Origin of the sequence: Neorhizobium galegae (assembly GCF_017877055.1) — a bacterium.
GTDB classification, from domain to species: domain Bacteria; phylum Pseudomonadota; class Alphaproteobacteria; order Rhizobiales; family Rhizobiaceae; genus Neorhizobium; species Neorhizobium galegae_D.
In genome coordinates this window covers 2,070,426-2,087,825 of sequence record NZ_JAGIPG010000001.1, presented here as the reverse complement: position 1 = coordinate 2,087,825, position 17,400 = coordinate 2,070,426, and the positions used below count along the sequence as shown (strand labels likewise).

At 63.0% G+C, this 17,400-nt stretch carries 17 protein-coding genes; 11 read left to right on the top strand and 6 right to left on the bottom strand.

Annotated elements, in window-relative coordinates; all coding sequences use genetic code 11:
- The first annotated feature begins 42 nt into the window (after positions 1–42).
- Complete coding sequence (locus J2857_RS09830) at positions 43–1,557, top strand: ATP-binding protein (RefSeq protein WP_210009894.1); 1,515 nt, start codon at positions 43–45, stop codon at positions 1,555–1,557.
- A 4-nt stretch (positions 1,558–1,561) separates the two neighbouring features.
- On the opposite strand, the gene J2857_RS09825 is transcribed toward J2857_RS09830, so the two are convergent.
- Complete coding sequence (locus J2857_RS09825; protein WP_210009893.1) at positions 1,562–1,807, bottom strand: DUF982 domain-containing protein; 246 nt, start codon at positions 1,805–1,807, stop codon at positions 1,562–1,564.
- Positions 1,808–2,105: 298 nt separating this feature from the next.
- Between J2857_RS09825 and rpsD the strand changes: the two genes are divergently transcribed.
- On the top strand, positions 2,106–2,723 hold the full coding sequence (gene rpsD, locus J2857_RS09820) for a 30S ribosomal protein S4 (protein WP_210009892.1): 618 nt from the start codon (positions 2,106–2,108) through the stop codon (positions 2,721–2,723).
- A 98-nt stretch (positions 2,724–2,821) separates the two neighbouring features.
- Here the strand turns inward: rpsD and sthA are convergent, their stop codons facing one another.
- Positions 2,822–4,309: a Si-specific NAD(P)(+) transhydrogenase gene (gene sthA, locus J2857_RS09815; RefSeq protein ID WP_245363058.1), complete on the bottom strand. Its 1,488-nt coding sequence runs from the start codon at positions 4,307–4,309 to the stop codon at positions 2,822–2,824.
- On the opposite strand from sthA, the gene J2857_RS09810 reads away from it, so the two are divergent.
- From J2857_RS09810 to J2857_RS09775, 8 genes are all read left to right on the top strand, one after another.
- The gene (locus J2857_RS09810) at positions 4,308–4,475 is read left to right on the top strand and encodes a hypothetical protein (RefSeq protein ID WP_210009891.1); all 168 of its coding nucleotides are present in this window, start codon (positions 4,308–4,310) and stop codon (positions 4,473–4,475) included. The two genes, sthA and J2857_RS09810, sit on opposite strands and share 2 nt — an antisense overlap.
- A gap of 52 nt (positions 4,476–4,527) precedes the next feature.
- Positions 4,528–5,268 carry a FadR/GntR family transcriptional regulator gene (locus tag J2857_RS09805; RefSeq protein ID WP_210009890.1) on the top strand — a complete coding sequence of 247 codons (741 nt, stop codon included), beginning with the start codon at positions 4,528–4,530 and terminating at the stop codon, positions 5,266–5,268.
- A gap of 81 nt (positions 5,269–5,349) precedes the next feature.
- On the top strand, positions 5,350–6,855 hold the full coding sequence (locus J2857_RS09800) for an ABC transporter substrate-binding protein (protein ID WP_210010100.1): 1,506 nt from the start codon (positions 5,350–5,352) through the stop codon (positions 6,853–6,855).
- Positions 6,856–6,939: 84 nt separating this feature from the next.
- Positions 6,940–7,887, top strand: coding sequence for an ABC transporter permease (locus J2857_RS09795; RefSeq protein WP_210009889.1), 948 nt, complete (start codon positions 6,940–6,942; stop codon positions 7,885–7,887).
- Positions 7,884–8,759, top strand: a complete 876-nt coding sequence (locus tag J2857_RS09790) for an ABC transporter permease (protein WP_210009888.1) — start codon at positions 7,884–7,886, stop codon at positions 8,757–8,759. The genes J2857_RS09795 and J2857_RS09790 overlap by 4 nt, the downstream gene beginning before the upstream one ends.
- Positions 8,760–8,778: 19 nt before the next feature.
- On the top strand, positions 8,779–10,563 hold the full coding sequence (locus tag J2857_RS09785; RefSeq protein WP_210009887.1) for a gamma-glutamyltransferase family protein: 1,785 nt from the start codon (positions 8,779–8,781) through the stop codon (positions 10,561–10,563).
- A 3-nt stretch (positions 10,564–10,566) separates the two neighbouring features.
- Positions 10,567–11,331, top strand: coding sequence for a DUF1028 domain-containing protein (locus J2857_RS09780; RefSeq protein ID WP_210009886.1), 765 nt, complete (start codon positions 10,567–10,569; stop codon positions 11,329–11,331).
- A gap of 11 nt (positions 11,332–11,342) precedes the next feature.
- Positions 11,343–13,154: an ABC transporter ATP-binding protein gene (locus J2857_RS09775; protein ID WP_210009885.1), complete on the top strand. Its 1,812-nt coding sequence runs from the start codon at positions 11,343–11,345 to the stop codon at positions 13,152–13,154.
- 18 nt (positions 13,155–13,172) lie between these two features.
- Here J2857_RS09775 and J2857_RS09770 read toward each other — a convergent pair whose 3' ends face one another.
- The gene (locus J2857_RS09770; RefSeq protein WP_210009884.1) at positions 13,173–14,012 is read right to left on the bottom strand and encodes a helix-turn-helix transcriptional regulator; all 840 of its coding nucleotides are present in this window, start codon (positions 14,010–14,012) and stop codon (positions 13,173–13,175) included.
- Positions 14,013–14,110: 98 nt separating this feature from the next.
- Between J2857_RS09770 and J2857_RS09765 the strand changes: the two genes are divergently transcribed.
- A complete protein-coding gene (locus tag J2857_RS09765) occupies positions 14,111–14,998 on the top strand; it encodes an SDR family oxidoreductase (RefSeq protein WP_210009883.1) in 888 nt (295 codons plus the stop codon).
- A 12-nt stretch (positions 14,999–15,010) separates the two neighbouring features.
- Here J2857_RS09765 and radC read toward each other — a convergent pair whose 3' ends face one another.
- The 3 genes from radC to sfsA are packed head-to-tail and all read right to left on the bottom strand — an operon-like array spanning position 15,011 to position 17,399.
- Positions 15,011–15,814 carry a RadC family protein gene (gene radC / locus J2857_RS09760; RefSeq protein WP_210009882.1) on the bottom strand — a complete coding sequence of 268 codons (804 nt, stop codon included), beginning with the start codon at positions 15,812–15,814 and terminating at the stop codon, positions 15,011–15,013.
- A 3-nt stretch (positions 15,815–15,817) separates the two neighbouring features.
- Complete coding sequence (gene map / locus J2857_RS09755) at positions 15,818–16,654, bottom strand: type I methionyl aminopeptidase (RefSeq protein WP_210009881.1); 837 nt, start codon at positions 16,652–16,654, stop codon at positions 15,818–15,820.
- A 25-nt stretch (positions 16,655–16,679) separates the two neighbouring features.
- Positions 16,680–17,399 (bottom strand): DNA/RNA nuclease SfsA, encoded by a 720-nt coding sequence (sfsA, locus tag J2857_RS09750; protein ID WP_210009880.1) that lies wholly within the window; start codon positions 17,397–17,399, stop codon positions 16,680–16,682.
- Between the last annotated feature and the right edge of the window lies 1 nt (position 17,400).

The following is a 17,400-nucleotide window of genomic DNA, read 5'->3' as shown; positions in this document are numbered from 1 at the left end:
CTCAACGGTCACCGCGAAGAGACAGCATACGGGGTAAGTGCATTGCAGGTCGGCATCGATATGGGAATTGTGTCCGGGGGGGATCCGGCCAAGCTCGATATCGAGGAGCTTCTGGCGACCCGCCTGCTCGTGCAGGGAAATTCCGGCTCCGGCAAGTCGCATCTCCTGCGCCGCCTGCTGGAACAGTCCGCGCCCTGGGTGCAGCAGGTGGTGATCGATCCGGAAGGCGATTTCGTCACGCTCTCTGAAAAATTCGGCCATGTCGTGGTGGATGGCGAGCGCAGCGAGGCGGAGCTTGCCGGCATTGCCAACCGTATCCGCAAGAATCGCGTCTCCTGCGTCCTGACGCTGGAAGGCCTCGATCTCGAAGAGCAGATGCGCGCCGCCGCCGCCTTCCTGAACGGCATGTTCGATGCCGACCGCGAATACTGGTATCCGGTCCTGGTCGTCGTGGACGAGGCGCAGATGTTCGCGCCGTCGGTCGGTGGCGATGTATCGGAAGATGCCAGGAAGCTTTCACTTGGTGCGATGACCAACCTGATGTGCCGTGGCCGAAAGCGCGGGCTTGCCGGCGTCATCGCCACCCAGCGGCTGGCAAAGCTCGCCAAGAACGTCGCTGCGGAAGCCTCGAACTTCCTGATGGGCCGCACCTTTCTCGATATCGACATGGCCCGCGCCGCCGACCTGCTTGGCATGGACCGCCGCCAGGCGGAAATGTTCCGTGACCTGAAGCGCGGCAATTTCGTCGCCCTCGGCCCGGCTTTGTCGCGCCGCCCGTTGCCGATCATCATCGGCGCGGTCGAGACCTCGGCGCGCTCTTCGAGCCCGAAGTTGATGCCGCTGCCGGATGCGCCTCAGGACGTCGAGGACTTGATCTTCACGCCGGATCCGGAAGAATTCACCCGGCCTCTCGTCCGCCGAGCCCCGCCGGCGCCGCGGCCGACGACCGATATTCTGGCCGAACTGTCGCGCTCGACACCCGCCGCCGTGCCGGCGCCGCAGGAGCCGCGTGTCGCCCAGCCGGAATTGTCCGCCGAAGAGCGCGAAGAACGGCTGTCCGCCGTGCTGTCGGAGATTCTCGACGATCCGCAATCCGCCTACCGGACGGATTCCGTTCTCTATCAGGATTTTCTGGTGCGCGCCCGGATGCGGCGCCTGCCCGGACCGCCGCTGTCGCTCGGTGAATTCCGCCGGCGCGTGGCGATCGCCCGCTCGGGCGTCGATGTGGAAACCGCTTCAAGCGAGGCCTGGGCGACGGCGCTGTCGCTGTCGTCGGGCGTTTCGGATGACCTGCAGGGCGTTTTCCTGCTGATGGCGAAGGCGGCGATATCAGGGGAACCATGCCCCTCGGACGCCAGGATCGCCCGGGCCTACGGCACCCACTCGGCGCGTCGCGCCCGTCGCCTGCTCGGTTATTTCGAGGAACAGGGACTGATCGTCGTGCACGCGGATTTCACGGGCAAACGTATCGTCGCCTTCCCGGATCTCCAAGCCGAAACCGCCCCCGGTAGCGCCGACGCGCCGGATGAGGGCGAGGCGAGGGCCGCTGCCGAATAAGCCGTCAATGGATGTGAAAATGCGCTTCCACCGCCGCGGCGATAAAGGCGCGCCGCGCTTCCGAAGGCTTCGATTTTCCCTTTAATGCCTCGTCGCAGACCTGCTCGGCCAGATGATGCTGGCTGCCGTGATAGGCCGGCCAGAAACGGTCGAGGACGGTTTTTGCATCGCGTGCCGTCTTGACGGTGCGGACCATGCCGGTTTCGGGGTTTTCGATCCTGATCGGGCTGCTCCAGAGTTTCGATTTCATGACACAACACCTCCTTTCTTTAAGATGGTGCTAAGTCTTGCCTCGTCAAAAAAAGCCTGCAGACAGCCTTGCCGAGAGGTTAAGACGCAGGCGCAGTTGACATTCCTGTGACATCCGCCTAAACACCGCGCCAACGCCGGGCCGAAAGACCCGGTGTTTCACTGACATGTCCCGTGGTTTTCTCCGGACGCTTTCGTGAGAGACCTGTCAGAGCTCTTGAACCAGGGCTCAGAGGAGGGCGTGTTTCCTTGATCCGGCTTGGCAACAAGTCGGTGTAACCGTTTGATAAGGAAATACGATGAGCAAGCGCGAATCGTCCAAATACAAGATCGACCGCCGTATGGGCGAAAACATCTGGGGCCGTCCGAAGTCCCCGGTGAACCGCCGCGAATACGGCCCGGGCCAGCACGGCCAGCGCCGCAAGGGCAAGCTTTCCGACTTCGGCGTGCAGCTGCGCGCCAAGCAGAAGCTCAAGGGCTATTACGGCGATCTGCGCGAAAAGCAGTTCCGCGCCATCTATGACGAAGCCAACCGCCGCAAGGGCGACACTTCGGAGAACCTGATCGGCCTGCTCGAATCGCGTCTCGACGCGATCGTCTACCGCGCCAAGTTCGTCCCGACGGTCTTTGCTGCCCGCCAGTTCGTCAACCATGGCCACGTCACCGTCAACGGCATCCGCGTCAACATCGGTTCCTACCGTTGCAAGGCCGGCGACGTTATCGAAGTCCGCCAGAAGTCCAAGCAGCTCGTCACGGTTCTCGAAGCCGTTTCGCTCGCTGAACGCGACGTTCCGGATTATATCGAAGTCGACCACAACAAGATGGTTGCCACTTTCGCCCGCGTTCCGGGCCTGACGGACGTTCCCTACGCCGTCATCATGGAACCGCAGCTGGTCGTCGAATTCTACTCGCGTTGATGAATTGCCCTTCGGGGCGGTTCTGCGACACCAAAGAAAAGCCGCCTTTCGGGGCGGCTTTTTTCGTTTGATCGGACGGTTTGGTTGGAGCTACCGCCTCACTTTGAGGCGGCTTTTTTCTTCTCGAAGGCAGGTTCCGTGGTCGTCGCGGCCGTGTCTGTGGACTGCGAAGTTGCGACCGGCGCTTCCTTCGGACCTTCGCCCATGCGGTTCCAGGCGTCGAGGCCGGCGATCTTGTAGGCTTCGGCGAGCGTCGGATAGTTGAACGTGTTCTCGACGAAATATTCGACCGTGCCCTTGAGGTTCAGGACTGCCTGGCCGATGTGGACGAGTTCGGTAGCGCCTTCGCCGACGATATGGACGCCGAGCAGGCGGCGGGTCTTCAAGGAGAAGATCAGCTTCAGCAGGCCGGTGTCGAGGCCCATGATATGGCCGCGCGAGGTCTCGCGGAAGCGGGCGATGCCGCATTCATAGGGAATGCCGCGCTCCTTCATTTCCTCTTCGGTCAGGCCGCAGGTGGAGATTTCCGGCACGGCATAGATGCCGTAGGGGAAATATTTCTGCGGTTCCTTGGCGATCGCGCCGACGGCGACGCGCGCGGCGACGCGTCCCTGTTCCATCGAGGTCGAGGCAAGACTCGGAAACCCGACGACGTCGCCGGCGGCATAGATGTTGGGAACGGAGGTCTCGAAGGTTTCCGGATTGACCTTGAGGCGGCCGCGGCTGTCGGCCTCGAGGCCGGCTGCTGCGAGGTTCAACGTATCGGTCGCGCCCATGCGGCCGGCGGCGAACAGCACCATGTCGGTGGCGATGCGACGACCGCTGTCCACGTGCACCAAAACCTTGCCGTCCGGCAGGCGCTCCACCTTGTCCGCCTTCTGGCCGAGCAGCAGCTTCATGTTGCGGTCGCGCAGCTGGTAGGTGAAGTCCTCGACGATTTCCTTGTCGATGAAGTCCAGCATGGTCGATTTCGGGTCGATGACGGTGACGGCGGTATCGAGGGCACTGAAGATCGTCGCATATTCGATGCCGATAACGCCGGCGCCGATGACCACCATCGAACGGGGGAGCTGTTCGATTTCGAGCAACTCGTCGCTGTCGAGAACCGTCTTGCCGTCGAAGGGAATGTAGTCGGGGCGGAAGGGCTTCGTGCCGACCGCAAGCAGGATCGACTTGCCCATGACGTGCATGACGTCGCCGTCGTCCTTGGTAATCGCCATCGTGTCGGGCGTGACGAAAGTCGCCTTGCCACGGATACTCTGGACGCGATTGCGGGCGAACTGGTGTTCGAGCACTTCGACTTCATGATCGAGCGTGATCAGCAGGCGACGGCGCAGGTCCTCTGCGCTGATCTCCTGCTTGACCCGGTACGCCTTGCCGTAAAACCCGCGTTCGCGCCAGCCGGACAGGTTGAGGGCCGTTTCGCGCAGGGTCTTGGACGGGATCGTGCCCGTATGGACGGAAACGCCGCCGACCCTTTTGCCCTGTTCAACGACCAGAACCTTCTTGTCGAGCTTGGCTGCCTGGATGGCGGCGCGGCGACCGGCCGGTCCGCTGCCGACGACGATGAGGTCGTATTGGTTCATGGGGATGCTCCGCTCCAAATCTGACGGCTGCCGCGATGCAGCAGCACTCACGAATCCCTTTGTAGCCGCCTATTCTAAAGTTTTGATTGCGGCTCGTCCAAGCCTTGATTTCAACCTCTATGCATCAATTTTGTGCATTGCAAAAATTGCCGAAAAATTAACTTGACGGAGGTCGGGAAATACCGTCCATTCGGACCAATTAAAAATTGGTACGACAAATGGTACAGGATAAGGCCGGCGAGGCTCATGACAATTCGAGCTACGCGCTGGATCGTTTGAGAGAGCTTCTAAAGGCGGGGGAATTCGGTTCCGAGGGCCGCCTGCCGACCGAACGCGCTTTGAGCGATATGCTCGGCATCAGCCGGCGCGCGGTCCGGCGAGCACTCGAAGTGCTTGAATCCGAAGGCCTCATCTGGCGCCGCCAGGGCTCAGGCACCTTTCTCGGCGAAAGACCGAGCGAATGGAGCAACCATGTGGGCGCAATCGTCGCCGGCACGGATTTCATGGAGATCATGGAAGTCCGTTTGAGGATCGAACCGCAACTCGCCCAGCTGGCGGCAATGCGGGCCAAGCCGGCGGATATCGCCAAGATGCACGACATCGCCTTGAAGATCATCGAGAGCAGCGATGCCGACGCCCGCGAATTGTGGGACGGGACGTTGCACCGGCTGATCGCCCAGAGCGCCGGCAACCAGCTTTTCCTGTCGATCTTCGATGTCATCAATCGTGTCCGCCAGGACGAGGCATGGCAGGCGATCCGCGAGCGCGCCCGTTCGAGCGGCAACGCGGTCAACATCTCGTTTGCCCAGCACAAGACCATCATCGAGGCGATCGCCGCCCGTGATCCGGTGCGGGCGGGGGAGGCGATGCGCGAACATCTGCTGATGCTTCAGGAGCGGCTGATCCGGGCGACGTCCCTCGGCCCAACGGAGCCGGGGCCGCTGAGCCAGGTAAGTTGATCGGCCGTCGCTACCAGAAGCCGGAAAACCGGCCAAGACTAAAAACAGGAACCTGAAAACAAGAGAGGAATGTTCATAATGATGCGACTTACCAAGCTTACGACCGCGCTGCTGGCCGGCGCGCTTTTCGCCTTTCCGGCGCTCGCGGTCGATTTGCGCATCGGCCTCCAGGATGATGCCGACGTTCTCGACCCGGCCCAGTCCCGCACCTTTGTCGGACGTATCGTCTACACCGCGCTGTGTGACAAGCTGGTCGATGTTTCCCCTGACCTGAAGATCGTTCCCCAGCTCGCCACCGAGTGGAAATGGTCCGCCGACGGCAAGGAACTGACGATGAAGCTCCGCGAGGGCGTCAAGTTCCATGACGACACCCCGCTCGACGCCGCAGCCGTCGTCGCCACCATCGAACGCAACATGACCCTGCCGGAATCCCGCCGCAAAAGCGAGCTGACCTCCGTCGCCAAGGTCGAGGCGTCCGGCCCGCTGGAAGTCAAGTTCACGCTGAAGGCCCCGGACGTGACGCTGCTCGCCCAACTTTCCGACCGCGCCGGCATGATCGTATCGCCGACCGCCGCCAAGGCGCTTGGCGCCAATTTCGGCTCCAAGCCGGTCTGCGCCGGCCCGTTCAAGTTCGTCGAGCGCGTCCAGCAGGACCGTATCGTGCTCGAAAAATTCAAGGATTACTGGAACAAGGACAAGATCTTCGTCGACAAGGTCACCTATCTTCCGATCCCGGATACGACCGTGCGCCTCGCCAACCTGCAGTCGGGCGACCTCGACTTCATCGAGCGCCTGGCTCCGACCGATGTTGCTGCCGTCAAGGGCAATTCGGGCCTGAAATACGATGCGACCGTCAATATCGGCTACATGGCTCTCTACGCCAACGTCGGCAATGGTCCGCGCGCCGACAACCCGTTCGGCAAGGACAAGCGCCTGCGCCAGGCCTTCTCGCTGGCGATCGACCGCGATGCAATGAACCAGATCGTCTACGAAGGCACGGCCGTCGGCGGCAACCAGCCGTTCCCGCCGAACAGCCCGTGGTTCAACAAGGCGATCCCGGTTCCGGCCCGCGACGTCGCCAAGGCCAAGGCCCTCATCAAGGCCGCCGGCTTCGACCGTGTCCCGGTCGAACTGCAGATCCCGAACAACCCGGTCGCCCAGCAGATGATGCAGATCCTGCAGTCGATGGTCGCCGAAGCCGGCTTCGACGTCAGCCTGAAGTCGACCGAGTTCGCCACCCTGCTTGAAGAGCAGACCCGCGGCAACTTCCAGCTCAGCCGCTCCGACTGGTCCGGCCGCGTCGATCCGGATGGCAATATCCATCAGTTCATCACCTGCAAAGGTGGCATCAACGACGTGAAATACTGCAATCCGGAGGTCGACAAGCTGCTCAACGAAGCACGCGCCTCGACCGACGATGCGGTCCGCAAGCAGAAATACGATGCAGCGGGCGTAATCCTCAACGAAGACCTGCCGGTCATCTATCTCGGCCATCAGTCGTGGATCTGGGCCTACAAGAAGAATGTCACAGGGTTCGTGCCCAGTCCTGACGGCATGATCCGCCTGCAAGGCGTCAAGAAGGGCTAAGCTCCTCGTGCCGCATGGGAGTGGACCCATGCGGCACTTTTCCGCATCGCTTCGTAACAATGTTGCTCAACGGGGGACGGCGTCATGCCTGTCTACATCGGAAAGCGTCTGCTGGTCGCCATCCCGACCTTGCTGATCATCTCCATTTTTGTCTTTTCACTGCAGAAATTGTTGCCCGGCGATCCGATCCTGGCCATGGCCGGCGAGGAGCGCGACCCTGCGGTCATCGAATTCCTGCGCGACAAGTACCGGCTGAACGATCCGGTCGTGGTGCAATATTTCTACTGGCTCGGCGGCGTGCTGGTGGGCGATTTCGGCATCTCGTTGCGCACCAACCAGCCGGTCCTGGAACTGATCCTCCAGAAGCTGCCGGTGACGATACAGCTTGCCGTCATGGCGATGGTCTTCGCCATGCTGATCGGCATTCCGATTGGCATCCTTGCGGCGGTCAAGAAGAATACGTTCATCGACTACATCGCCAACGTGCTGGCGCTGACCGGCCTGTCGATCCCGAATTTCTGGCTCGGCATCATGCTGATCCTGCTGATCTCGGTGCAGCTCGGATGGCTGCCGGCCTCAGGCTACGAGTCGATCTTCGTCGATCCGGTCCGGTCCCTGCAGACCATGGTCATGCCGGCCTTCGTGCTCGGCAATGCGCTGGCGGCGACGCTGATGCGCCATACCCGCTCGGCGATGATCGGCGTGCTCAGCGCCGACTATATCCGTACCGCCCGTGCCAAGGGCCTGTCGCCGCGCGAAGTGGTGCTCAGCCACAGTTTCCGCAATGCGCTTCTGCCGGTCGTGACGCTGTCGGCGCTGCTGTTCGGGGAACTGCTCGCCGGTGCGGTGTTGACCGAACAGATCTTCACCATTCCAGGCTTCGGCAAGCTCATCGTCGATGCCGTCTTCAACCGCGACTATGCGGTGGTGCAGGGCGTCGTTCTGTGCACGGCCGTCGGATTCATCCTGATGAACCTGATTGCCGACGTGCTTTATGTCCTGCTCAATCCGCGTCTGAGGGCCACCCTATGACCACGATCGACCAAGCGCAGCCGGTGGCGGCGGCAAAGCGCGACAAGAGCCGCGCCTGGCGCAAGATGAAGAAGAACCGAAGTGCGCTTGTCGGCGCCGTCATCGTCCTGTTCTTCGCAATCCTGGCAGCCTGCGCGCCGATCCTGCCGATCATCGATCCGGTCGCCACGAGCTGGACGGCGATCCGCAAGGCGCCCTCGGCCATGTACTGGCTCGGGACCGACGACCTCGGCCGCGATATCCTGTCCCGCATGATCTGGGGCGCCCGGGCATCGCTGATGGCAGGCGTGTTCTCCGTCGCCATCGCGGTCGGCATCGGCGTGCCCTTTGGCCTGATCTCGGGCTATTTCGGCGGCTGGGTGGACATGGTGATCTCGCGGATCACCGAGGCGCTGCTCGCCATGCCCTTCCTGATCATGGCGATCGCGCTCGCGGCATTCCTGGGCCCGAGCCTGATGAACGCGATGATCGCCATCGGCCTGTCCGCTATGCCGATCTTCGTGCGGCTGACCCGCGGCCAGGTTCTGGCGGTCAAGACCGAGGATTATGTCGAAGGCGCGCGCGCCGTCGGCCTGAACCACTTCGAAATCATGACCCGTTACATCCTGCCGAACGTGGTGGCGCCAATCATCGTCCAGGCGACGCTGACGATCGCAACCGCGATCATCGCCGAGGCGAGCCTTTCCTTCCTTGGCCTCGGCCAGCAGCCGCCGGCTCCATCCTGGGGCTCGATGCTGAACGTTGCCAAGAATTTCCTGAGCCAGGCTCCCTGGATGGCGATGTGGCCGGGTGCGGCGATCTTCCTCGTCGTCATTGGCTTCAATCTCCTCGGCGATGGCCTGCGCGATGCGCTCGACCCGCGCGAAGCATGATCTGAAAGGATTTATACCCATGACTGAATTCACAACACGGCCGGAAATTCTCGGCACATTCGGGGTCGTTACCTCGACCCACTGGATCGCTTCGGCCGTCGGCATGGCAATCCTCGAAAAGGGCGGCAACGCCTTCGATGCGGCGGTTGCGACCGGCTTCGTGCTGCAGATCGTCGAACCGCATCTCTGCGGCCCTGGCGGCGACATGCCGGCCGTCTTCTATTCGGCAAAAAAGGACAAGGTTGAAGTCATCTGCGCCCAGGGGCCTGCGCCGGCTGGTGCCACCATCGAGCACTACACGTCGGAAGGCCTGAAGCTGATCCCCGGCGACGGCCTGTTGGCGACTGTCATCCCAGGCGCCTTCGACGGCTGGATGCTGATGCTGCGCGACTACGGTACGATGAGCGTCCGCGACGTGCTGGAGCCGGCGATCTACTACGCTGAGCACGGCCACCCGATGCTCGCCCGCGTTTCCGCCACCATCAAGGGATTGGCGAACTTCTTCGAGACCGAGTGGCCGACCTCCTACGCGACCTGGCTACCGGGCGGCGTGGCGCCCGGGGCGCAGAGCAATTTCAAAAACCCGGTGCTTGCCGAGACCTGGAAACGCGTCATCGCCGAGGCCGAAGCCAGGACCGGCCGCGAAAACCAGATCGAAGCCGCCCGCGACGCCTTCTACCGCGGCTTCGTGGCCGAGGCGATCGACCGTTATGTCTCGACGGCTGAGGTGATGGATGCGAGTGGCGTCCGCCACAAGGGCGTGCTGACGGCCGACGACATGGCAAACTGGCAGGCGACCGTCGAGGCGCCGCAGACCTATGACTATCACGACTGGACCGTTGCCAAGACGCCGGCCTGGGGACAGGGGCCGGTGCTGCTGCAATCGCTGGCGCTGCTGAAGGGCTTTGATCTCTCGGCGATGGATCCGGCCGGACCGGATTTCGTGCATGTCGTCGTGGAAGCCATGAAGCTCGCCTTCGCCGACCGCGAAGTTTATTACGGCGATCCGGATTTCGCGCAGATCCCGACCGAATACCTGCTGTCGGAAGGCTACAATGCCGAGCGCCGCAAGCTGATCGGCAGCCAAGCCTCGCTGGAGCTGCGGCCGGGCCGGGTTCCCGGTTACGACCACCAGTTCGACCTCACCATGGGCATGCTCGCCGAAGTCAGCGGCAAAGGCGCGGTTTACGAGCCGACCATGTCGCACCTCACCGAAAAGCGCGGCGACACGGTGCATATCGACGTCATCGACCGCTGGGGCAACATGGTGTCGACCACGCCCTCCGGCGGCTGGCTGCAGTCCTCGCCGATCGTGCCCGGCCTCGGTTTCGCGCTGAATTCCCGTGCCCAGATGTTCTGGCTGAAGCCCGGTCTGCCGACCTCGCTGGAACCGGGAAAACGCCCGCGCACGACGCTCACCCCATCGCTCGCCCTGCATCAGGGTCGCCCGACGCTGGTGTTCGGCACGCCCGGCGGCGACCAGCAGGATCAATGGCAGCTGCCCTTCTTCCTGCGTTACGTTCACCACAAGCCGAACCTGCAGGCGGCGATCGACATGCCGCTGTTCCACACCACCCATTTCCCCGGCTCCTTCTATCCGCGCACCAGCCAGCCGGGAAACATCATGGTGGAAAGCAATATCGGTGCCGACGTGCTCGCCGAGCTGCGCAGCCGCGGCCACCAGATCACGGTCGCGGATCCCTGGAGTGTCGGCCGTTTGACCGCGGCGCGCCGCGATGCGGACGGTTTGATGCGGGCAGCCGCAACGCCGCGCCTCATGCAGGCCTATGCGGTCGGGAGATAAGCCATGACCTGGTCCATTGTCGCGCGCGATCCGGAGACGGGTCACTTGGGGATCTCGGTTGCCAGCCGCTTCTTTGCGGTCGGCGCCGCGGTGCCGCATATCAAGGGCAGGGTGGGCGCCGTCGCCACCCAGGCCTTTGTCAGCCCGCTCTACGGCACCGACGGACTGAAGCTTCTGGAAGAGGGCAAATCGCCGGAAGAGATCATCGAGGTAATGACGGCGCGCGATGACGGCCGTCGCCAGCGCCAGTTTCATCTGATCGACGCCAATGGCCGCAATGCCGCCTATACCGGCGAGATCTGCGTCGATTGGGCCGGCCATCTGGTCGACGACAACGTCTCGGTTGCCGGCAACATGCTGGCCGGACCGCAGGTGATCGCCGAGACGCTGCGGGTCTACAAGGAAAAGGCGGCCGAAGGCGCGCCGCTCGCCGAACGCCTGCTCACGGCCATGGATGCCGGAGAGGCAGCCGGCGGCGACAAGCGTGGCAAGCAGTCCGCCGCGATGGTTCTCTATCGCGATCAGGATTATCCCTGGCTGCGCATCAACGCCGACGACCACGCCGATCCGCTCGGCGAACTGCGCCGGCTCTACGCGGTGGCGCAGGAGCGTTTCCTGCATGTCGCCGAAACCATGCCCACCCGCGAAAACCCGCACGGCATGATCGACCGCCGGATCATCGACCAGAAGATCGCCGAGCTGGAAGCCGCCCGCGAGGCGGAAGGCCGCGCATCGGCCTCCTTTGCCACCCCCTGGAAGCCCCAATGACGGAAGCACTGATGACCGAGACTCCTGTTCTTTCCGTCAGGAACCTGACGACATCCTTCCTGGTCGACGGCGAATGGAAAAGCGTCGTCCGCGACGTCTCCTTCGACGTGCACCCGGGCGAGACGGTGGCGATCGTCGGCGAAAGCGGCTCCGGCAAGAGCGTCACCTCGCTGTCGATCATGCGGCTTTTGGCGGCCAATACCAGCCGCATCGAAGGCAGCATCCTGCTCTCGGGCCGGGATCTCCTGGCGATCTCCGAAAAGGAGATGCGCGGGGTGCGCGGCAACGATGCCTCGATGATCTTCCAGGAGCCGATGACCTCGCTCAACCCGATCTTCACGATCGGACGGCAGATCTCGGAAGTCCTGACGCGCCACAAGGGCTTATCGAAATCGCAGGCACGAGCGGAAACCGTGCGGCTCCTTGAAAAGGTCCGCATTCCGAATGCCGGCGCCCGGTTCGACGATTATCCCCACCAGTTCTCCGGCGGCATGCGCCAGCGCGTCATGATTGCCATGGCGCTTGCCTCCAAGCCGAAGCTGCTGATCGCTGACGAACCGACCACCGCGCTCGATGTCACCATCCAGGGACAGATCCTCGACCTGATCAAGGTTCTGCAGGAAGAGGAGGGCATGTCGGTCCTCTTCATCACCCATGACATGGGCGTGGTCGCCGAGATCGCCGACCGCACCATCGTCATGTATCGCGGCGAGGCGGTCGAGAGCGGTCCCACCGAAGAAATCTTCCATCGCGGCAAACATCCCTATACCCGTGCGCTCCTTTCTGCCGTGCCGCGGCTCGGCTCGATGCAGAACCGCAAATGGCCGACGCGTTTCCCGGTCGTCGACATCAATACTGGCGAGACCGCCGAGCCGAAGGAAGTCGCCGGTACCGTCGATACCCGCAAGACCCCGGTTCTGGCCGTGAAGAACCTCGTTACCCGCTTCGCGGTCCGCTCCGGCCTCTTTGCAACGCAGACAGGGGCGGTCCACGCGGTCGAGAACGTTTCCTTCGATCTCTTCCAGGGCGAGACCTTGTCACTGGTCGGTGAATCCGGCTGCGGCAAGTCGACGACCGGCCGCTCGATCATGAGGCTGATCGAGCCGACCGGCGGCGACGTGGCACTCGACGGCTACGATGTCCTGCGCCTCGATCAGACCGGCCTGCGCAATATGCGCAAGACCATCCAGATGATCTTCCAGGATCCGTTCTCGTCGCTCAACCCACGCATGACGGTCGGCGCCGCAATCTCCGAACCCTTCGTCAAGCACAAGCTCGGCAACGCGAAGGACGCCAAGGAAAAGACCGCCGATCTTCTCCGCAAGGTCGGTCTGTCGCCCGACATGGCGGGCCGCTATCCGCATGAGTTCTCCGGCGGCCAGCGCCAGCGCATCGCCATCGCCCGTGCTTTGTCCCTCGATCCGAAGGTGATCGTCGCCGACGAAAGCGTCTCGGCGCTCGACGTCTCGATCAAGGCGCAGGTCTGCAACCTGCTGCTGGACCTGCAGCAGAGCCTCAATCTGGCCTTCCTGTTCATCAGCCATGACATGGCGGTGGTCGAGCGCGTCAGCCATCGCGTCGCTGTGATGTATCTCGGCGAGATCGTCGAGATCGGCCCGCGCGCCGCGGTCTTCGACAACCCGCAGCATCCTTATACGAAAAAGCTGATGGCCGCCGTTCCCGTGCCGGATCCGGCCCGCCGCGGCATCCGCCGGGGCATTTCCAACGACGAGCTGAAGAGCCCGGTCCGCCCGATGGGTTTCCAGCCGCCGGCGCGCCAGTATCGCGAGGTTTCCGAAGGCCATATGGTGCAGGTGACGTGAGTGGTCACGAAACGGCGGTTATCTGGCCGCCCTGCGGCTCGCGATCAGCGCCTTCAGCCGCTCCGCATCGTCAACGGTTGCCGGCGTGAAAATAACCAGGCCCAGATCAGGTCGGCCATCCACGGCAAAGGATGAATATTCGAGTGCGAGGTCTCCTGCCGTCGCATGGCGGACGTGCTTGAGACCTTCTCCGTAGTTCTGAACCGCGTAGTCCCGCCATATGGCCTCGAATTCCGGGCTCGATCGGCTGATGTCGGCGACAAGCGCCTGGATTTTTTCTGTATTTCCGGCCCGTGCCGCTTCCGACCGGAAAGCCGCGACCGCGGAGCGGGCATCTCTCTCCCAATGGATCATATGCGCGCGGGCAGGCGAATTGCCGAACAGAAGTTTCAGGATGTTGCGTTGTTCCGGCGCAAGCTTCGCATAGTCGGTGAGCGTAGTCGCGGCGGCATCGTTCCAGGCGACGACGTCCCACAGCGCTGTCCTGACGATAGCCGGGCTGAACTCCAGCGAATCCAGCACCCGTTGCAGCTGCGGCGTGATCGGTTCAGAGTGTTCGTATCGCACTTCGGGCGGCCGGTGCTGCGCCAGCAGAAAAAGGTGCTCGCGCTCGGCGTCGTTCAGCGAAAGTGCCTTGGCGAGCCGGTCCAGCACGTCCGCGGAAGGAGCGCCGCCGCGGCCCTGTTCGAGCCAGGTGTACCAGGTGGCACTGACATTGGCGCGCTGCGCCACCTCCTCGCGTCGGAGACCGGGCGTGCGCCTGCGCGTCGAAGGAATGCCGAACGCGGCCGGGCTAAGTTTCGCGCGGCGGTCCTTCAGATAGTTTCCGAGAAGGTTTTCGTCCTCAAGTGTCGGCATGCTCAGCCTGTTAGTGCGTATACCGGTAAAACGTCACGGCTTTTTCGCCATTTGGAAAACCCTATCACAGCCTCGTCAGACAACTGAAGAGGACAGTCATGCGTGTTTTTGTAACCGGCGCGACCGGGTTTGTCGGCTCGGCCGTCGTCAGGGAACTAATCGAGGCGGGCCATCAGGTTCTCGGCCTTGCCCGTTCGGATTTTTCCGCCGCAGCGTTGACTACCGCCGGCGCCGACGTCCATCGCGGCACGCTGGAGGATTTGGACAGCCTGAAAAGCGGAGCTGCCGCCTCGGATGCCGTCATCCATACCGGCTTCATCCACGACTTCTCGAAATTTAAGGAAAATTGCGAGATCGACCGGTGCGCCATCGAAGCGCTCGGCAACGCACTCGCTGGCACCGACCGTCCTCTGATCGTCACGTCCGGCACCGGCCTTCTGTCGCCGGGCCAGCTGGCGACCGAAGAAACGCCGCCCGCCTCCGGCTCGCCAGTTCCGCGCGTCTCGGAACAGACGGCATTTTCGGTGACGTCAGGCCCACGCATCTCGGTCATCCGCCTGCCGCCTTCGGTGCATGGCGACGGCGACCATGGGTTCGTCCCGATCCTCATCAACATGGCGCGTCAGAAAGGTGCCTCAGCCTATGTCGGCGATGGGGCCAACCAGTGGCCCGCCGTGCACCGGTTCGATGCCGCCCGCCTTTACAGGCTCGTGCTGGAAAAGGGTGTCGCGGGCGCCCGGTATCATGCGGTTGCGGAGGAGGGCATTCCGTTCCGGGACATCGCGGGCGTGATCGGAAAACGCCTGAACCTGCCGGTTGTCGCAGAGACCCGCGACGAGGCTGCCGAACATTTCGGCTGGTTTGCACATTTCGCGGAAATCGACAACCGGGCTTCAAGCGCAGCTACCCGGGAACAGCTCGGCTGGGAACCCACCGGACCGGGACTGCTCGCCGATCTCGATCGGGAAGCTTATTTCGCCGGTTGAGGCTGCGGGAACTCAGATCAGCCTGAGACCCTTCAGGCTGACATGCCCGTCCTTGCCGATGATGATGTGGTCGTGCACCGTGATACCCAGGGGTTTCGCGGTGTCGACGATCGTCTTGGTCATGTCTATATCGGCGCGGGAAGGGGTGGGGTCGCCGCTCGGATGATTGTGGACGAGGATGATCGCGGTGGCCGACAGTTCAAGCGCCCGGCGCACGACTTCGCGCGGATAGACCGGCGTATGGTCGACGGTACCATGGCCCTGCACCTCGTCGGCGATCAGCGCATTGCGCTTGTCGAGGAAGAGGATGCGGAACTGTTCGCGGGGCTCGTAGGCCATGATCGCATGGCAGTAATCGATGACGGAAGACCACGACGACAGGACCTGCTTGCCGCGCAGCTCGCTCTTCAGCATCCGATGACCGACGGTCGCGACGAGTTTCAGGTCGAGCGCCACCGCTTCGCCGACGCCCTTGACCTCCTGCAGCAATCCGAGCGGCGCTCCCAGAACGCCGGCAAGCGTTCCAAACCGGGCGATCAGCGCCTTGGCAAGCGGTTTCGTATCGCGGCGCGGGATCGACCGGAACAGCAGGAGTTCAAGGATTTCGTAGTCGGCAAGCCCGGTGTCGCCATGTTCGCGATACTTGGTTTTGAGGCGCTCGCGGTGACCGTGGTAATGCGCGCCCGGCTCTTCGTCGTCCATCGAGGCCGGTTTCTTGATGGCTTTCGGCTTGGTCAGCTGTTCGGCGAAAAAGCCGCGCTCGTCCTGGGTGAAGGACGTCTGTTCGTCCGGTGGAGGAGCGGAGCGGCTGGCCATCCGTTACCTCGAAAGCGGTGGCAGGCCGGGTCGGTCGAAACCGCCGGGCGACAAGGTGAAGATTTCGCAGCCGGTGGCAGTGACGCCGATCGCATGTTCGTATTGCGCTGACAGCGACCGGTCGCGGGTGACCGCCGTCCAGCCGTCGGACAGCACCTTCACATGCGGCTTGCCGAGATTGATCATCGGCTCGATCGTGAAGATCATCCCTTCCTTCATCTCCGGGCCTTCGTCGGCGCGGCCGTAATGCAGGATGTTCGGCGAGTCGTGGAAAAGCCGGCCGACGCCATGGCCGCAGAAATCGCGCACCACCGAGCAGCGTTCCGCTTCCGCATAGGTCTGGATCGCTTCGCCGATCGCCCCGGTACGGGCGCCGGGACGCACGGCCTCGATGCCACGCATGAGGCATTCATAGGTGACTTCGAGTAGGCGCTCGGAAGCTCGCTTGATCTGCCCGACCGGATACATGCGGCTCGAATCCCCGTGCCAGCCGTCGAGGATATAGGTGACGTCGATATTGACGATATCGCCTTCCCGCAACGGCTTGTCGTCGGGAATACCGTGGCAGACGACATGGTTGATCGAGGTGCAGGAGGATTTCGTATAACCGCGATAGTTCAGCGTCGCCGGCAGCGCGCCGTGGTCCATGCCGAACTCGAAGACGAAGCGGTCTATCGCGTTGGTGGTGACGCCGGGCCGCACGATCGTTGCAAGCTCGTCGAGGCAGCGCGCGGTGAGCAGGCAGGCCTTGCGCATGCCGGCAAAATCGTCCGCACTGTAGAGGCGGATCGCACCCGTATTCTTCAGGGGGGCGGAAACCGCCTCGATATAGCTGACCATGGTTCTTCTCTCGCAATCTCTCTGTTCATAAAACAGCCGAGCCCCGTTCGTCCATGGCGATCAGCCCCGCGGGCGCGATTTCCTCCGGTGAAACGCGGCAATGGACGGCATAGGCCTCGACGCCGCGGGATTTGGCACGCTCGAAGGCGAGCGCATAGAAAGGGTCGAGATCTCCGCAGATGCGGAAACGCGAGCAGTCGTGGCGCTGGATGAGATAGACCATCACCGCGCGGTGACCGGCCTCCGCCATGTCGCCCAGTTCCTCCAGATGCTTGGCGCCGCGCTTGGTCACGGTGTCGGGAAATTCCGCCAACCCCGGCTCGCGGCAGAAGTGGACGTTTTTCACCTCTACATAGGCATTCGGCAGGTCGCCGCCCTGAAGCAGGAAGTCGATGCGGGAATTGCGGCCGTAGCGCTGTTCGCGCAGGATCGTCTCATAGCCGCCAAGGCTCGGGATCAGCCCGGCGCGGATCGCTTCTTCCGCCAGCCGGTTCGGCAGGCCGGTATTGATCCCGACGCGCTCGCCGTCCACTTCGACCATCTCGAACATGTGCCGGTATTTGCGGGTCGGGCTGTCATGCAGCGACACCCAGATTTTCGAGCCCGGCGTCGTCAGCCCGCGCATCGAACCGGTATTCGGGCAGGAGCCGGTAAACGGCGTGCCATCCTCGAGCACGGCGTCGAACAGGAAACGTTTGTAGCGCTGCAGGAGGGTGGCAGGCACCAGTGGGGGATCGAAGCGCATC